The organism is Streptomyces graminilatus, assembly GCF_001418565.1.
Classification (GTDB): domain Bacteria; phylum Actinomycetota; class Actinomycetes; order Streptomycetales; family Streptomycetaceae; genus Streptomyces; species Streptomyces graminilatus.
Window position 1 is genome coordinate 1 of sequence record NZ_LIQQ01000767.1, and the last position, 3151, is coordinate 3151.

4 protein-coding genes are annotated in these 3151 nt (G+C 70.9%); 1 reads left to right on the plus strand and 3 read right to left on the minus strand.

The genetic code is table 11. The features are described from left to right. Positions 1-765: RluA family pseudouridine synthase (locus AOK08_RS41295; protein WP_055535643.1), on the plus strand; the 765-nt coding region annotated here is incomplete at its 5' end. A gap of 18 nt (positions 766-783) precedes the next feature. Here AOK08_RS41295 and AOK08_RS41300 read toward each other — a convergent pair. The 3 genes from AOK08_RS41300 to AOK08_RS41310 form a co-directional block, all read right to left on the minus strand. Further along, positions 784-2280 (minus strand): cytochrome P450, encoded by a 1497-nt coding sequence (locus tag AOK08_RS41300; RefSeq protein WP_055535645.1) that lies wholly within the window; start codon positions 2278-2280, stop codon positions 784-786. 72 nt (positions 2281-2352) lie between these two features. Continuing rightward, the gene (locus AOK08_RS41305) at positions 2353-2973 is read right to left on the minus strand and encodes a GTP-binding protein (RefSeq protein WP_055535647.1); all 621 of its coding nucleotides are present in this window, start codon (positions 2971-2973) and stop codon (positions 2353-2355) included. Further along, on the minus strand, positions 2954-3151 hold a 198-nt coding region (locus AOK08_RS41310; RefSeq protein ID WP_157877032.1), incomplete at its 5' end, for a DUF742 domain-containing protein. The genes AOK08_RS41305 and AOK08_RS41310, both read right to left, overlap by 20 nt.

The following is a 3151-nucleotide window of genomic DNA, read 5'->3' on the forward strand; positions in this document are numbered from 1 at the left end:
GACGGCACCGGGCGCCCGGTGCCGTCGGACATGCCGTACGCGCCGGGGATGTTCGTGTGGTTCCACCGGGAGCTGCCCGACGAGGAGCGTGTGCCGTTCGCGGTCGACGTCGTCCATCGGGACGAGCACATGGTGGTGGCCGACAAACCGCACTTCCTGGCCACCACCCCGCGCGGCAGCCATGTCGCCGAGACGGCCCTGGCGCGGCTGCGCCGGCAACTGGGGATCCCGGCACTGGGCGCCGCCCACCGCCTGGACCGGCTGACGGCCGGGCTGGTGCTGTTCACCGTGCGGCCCGAGGAGCGCGGCGCCTACCAGACGCTGTTCCGCGACCGGCGGGTGACGAAGGAGTACGAGGCGGTGGCCCCGTACGATCCCGCCCTGGCCCTGCCGCGTACGGTGCGCAGCCGGATCGTCAAGGAGCGCGGGGTACTGGCGGCCTACGAGGCCGAGGGCGAGCCCAACGCCGAGACCCGGGTCGAGCTGCTCGATCACCAGGGCGGGCGGGCCCGGTACCGGTTGACACCGGTCACCGGGCAGACCCACCAACTGCGGGTGCACATGAGCGCGTTGGGGGTGCCGATCCTCGGCGACCCGCTCTATCCGGTGGTGACCGGCCCCGTGCCGGCCGGTGACTTCCGACGCCCGCTCCAACTGCTGGCGCGGGTACTGGAGTTCACCGATCCGGTCACGGGGCGCGAGCACCGGTTCGTCAGCCCGAGGACGCTCGGGGCCTGGTCGTCGTACGAGGAGTGGGCGGGCTGACTCCGGCGGCCGGCCGGGTCACTCGCCGCGCCACCAGCGCAGGAACCGGCCGAACACACCCGGCCGGCGGGCCGGTTCGGGCACGGGTGCCGGAGTCGGCGCGGGGGGCGGGAGGGTCTCCTGGACCGGGGCGGTGGGTGCCGGAGCCGCGGGCTGTGCCTGCTCGGAGCTGATCTGCCAGTTCTTCGGGCGCTGCCGTGGCAGCGGGTTGATGGCGGGGCGCTCCATGACGTCCTGCTTCGCCTTCGGCGCGAACCGCACCGGCAGTTCCACCAGATGCCGGTTCCCGACGGTCGACCGCCAGCGCAACTCGTCCTCTTCGCAGGCGAGTTGGACGTCCGGAACCCGGGTCAGCAGTGCGTCGACGCCGACGTCGGCGATCGCGCGGCCGATGTCCTGGCCGGGGCACTCGTGCGGGCCGCCGCTGAAGGCGAGGTGCGAGCGGTTGCCCCGCATGTTCGCCTTGAGGTCGGGGCGGACGCGTGGATCGACGTTGCCCGGTGCCATGCCGAGGAGGAGCCCGTCGCCCTTGCGGATGCGCTGGCCGCCCAGCTCGGTGTCCTGCTTGGCGAAGTAGGCGAAGACGGTGCTGAACGGCGGCTCGTCCCACAGGGACTGCTCGACCGCCTCGGGCACGGTCATCTGGCCGCCGTTGAGCTGGGCCCGGAAGCCCGGTTCGGTGAGCACCATGCGCAGGACGTTGGCGAGGAGGTTGGCCGTGGTCTCGTAGGAGGCGAGGAGCACCACCCGCAGGTGTTCCCTGACCTCCTCGTCGGTGAGCCCGGCCGGGTGCGTCACGAGGTGGCTGGTGAAGTCCTCCCGAGGCTCGTCCCGGCGGCGGACGGCGAGCCGGCCGAGGACCTCCATGAGGTAGGCGTGGCTGGCGAGCGCGGTCTCGCTGCCCCGCAGACAGTCTCGGGCGGCCTGCACGAGCCGGTCGTTGTACTCCTCGGGCATGCCGAGGACCTCGCACATGACCGCCATCGGCAGATGTTCGGCGAACTCGGTGACCAGGTCGGCCCTGCCGTCCTCGCAGAACTGGTTGACGAGGTGCTGGGTCGCGCGGTTGATGTGGCGGCGGATGCCCCGGTGGTCGATGGTCGACATGGCGCCGGTGACCGCGCCGCGCAGCCGCAGATGCTCGTCGCCCTCGGCGTGGGCGCAGATGGGCTGCCAGGCGAAGTACGGCATCAGCGGGTGGTCGGGCTTGACCGTGCCGTCCAGCATGGGGGTCCACAGCCGGCTGTCCTTGCAGAACTGCGAGGGGGTGCTCACCATGTGCAGGTTCTCGCCGTGGCCGAGCACGATCCAGATCGGCACGTCCTCGTGGAGCAGCGCGGGGGCCACCGCGCCGTGTTCGGCGCGGAGCTTCTCGTACACGGCTCCCAGGTCCTCCGCCTCGGGGCCGTAGAGCCGGCGCAGCCCGCCGGGGCCGATGCCGTGGGCGGGGCAGCCGGGGGGCGGTCCGAGCGAGGGTTCGTCCGTGCTGGTCGTCGAGTGGGGTTCAGGCGTCACGGTGATCGCTCCGAAACTGAGGTGGATCAGGTGTCAGATGTGTTGATGGGGTGTGTGGCGCGACCGGCGCGCTCAGACAGGTGCCTTCGCCATCTCCAGGGAGTGCAGGAACCGCATCAGCGTCATGAGTGTGTCCCGGCTGGAGGCCCGCCGCCGCGCGTCGCACTCGACGATCGGGATCTCCGGGGCCAGGTCGAGCGCCGAGCGCAGATCCTCGATCGGGTAACGGGGCGCGTCCGGGAAGGAGTTGACGGCGATGACGAAGGGAACGCCCCGCTCCTCCAGGCGCCCCATGACGTCGAAGCTCACTTCCAGGCGCCGGGTGTCGATCAGGACGACCGCGCCGAGGGCGCCTTCGAACAGGCCGTTCCAGAGGAACCAGAAGCGTTCCTGGCCCGGGGTGCCGAACAGGTACAGCACCAGTTGGTCGGTGATGCTGATGCGGCCGAAGTCCATCGCCACGGTGGTGGCGGTCTTGGAGTCGGAGCCGTAGTCGTCGTCGACGCCGATGCCGGCCTGCGTCATGGTCTCTTCGGTGGTCAGCGGCCTGATGTCGCTGACGGAACCGACCATGGTCGTCTTGCCGACGCCGAACCCGCCCACGACCACGATCTTCACCGCGGCCTGGGTGGACTGCGGCAGGCGGTCCGCGGTCCGTGGACCCGTGATGGTGTCAGAGCTTTTGAAGTCCATGCATCACCGCTTCGAGGAGGGAACGGTCGGCGAGCGACTGGCTGATCAGCGGGTCGCGCGCCTGCACCAGTTCGGCCGCCAGCAGCTCGGTGAGCAGGACGGTCACCACGCTGAACGGCAGTTTGAGATAGGCCGAGAGTTCGGCCACGGACAGAGGGGCCTTGCAGAGGCGGAGCAG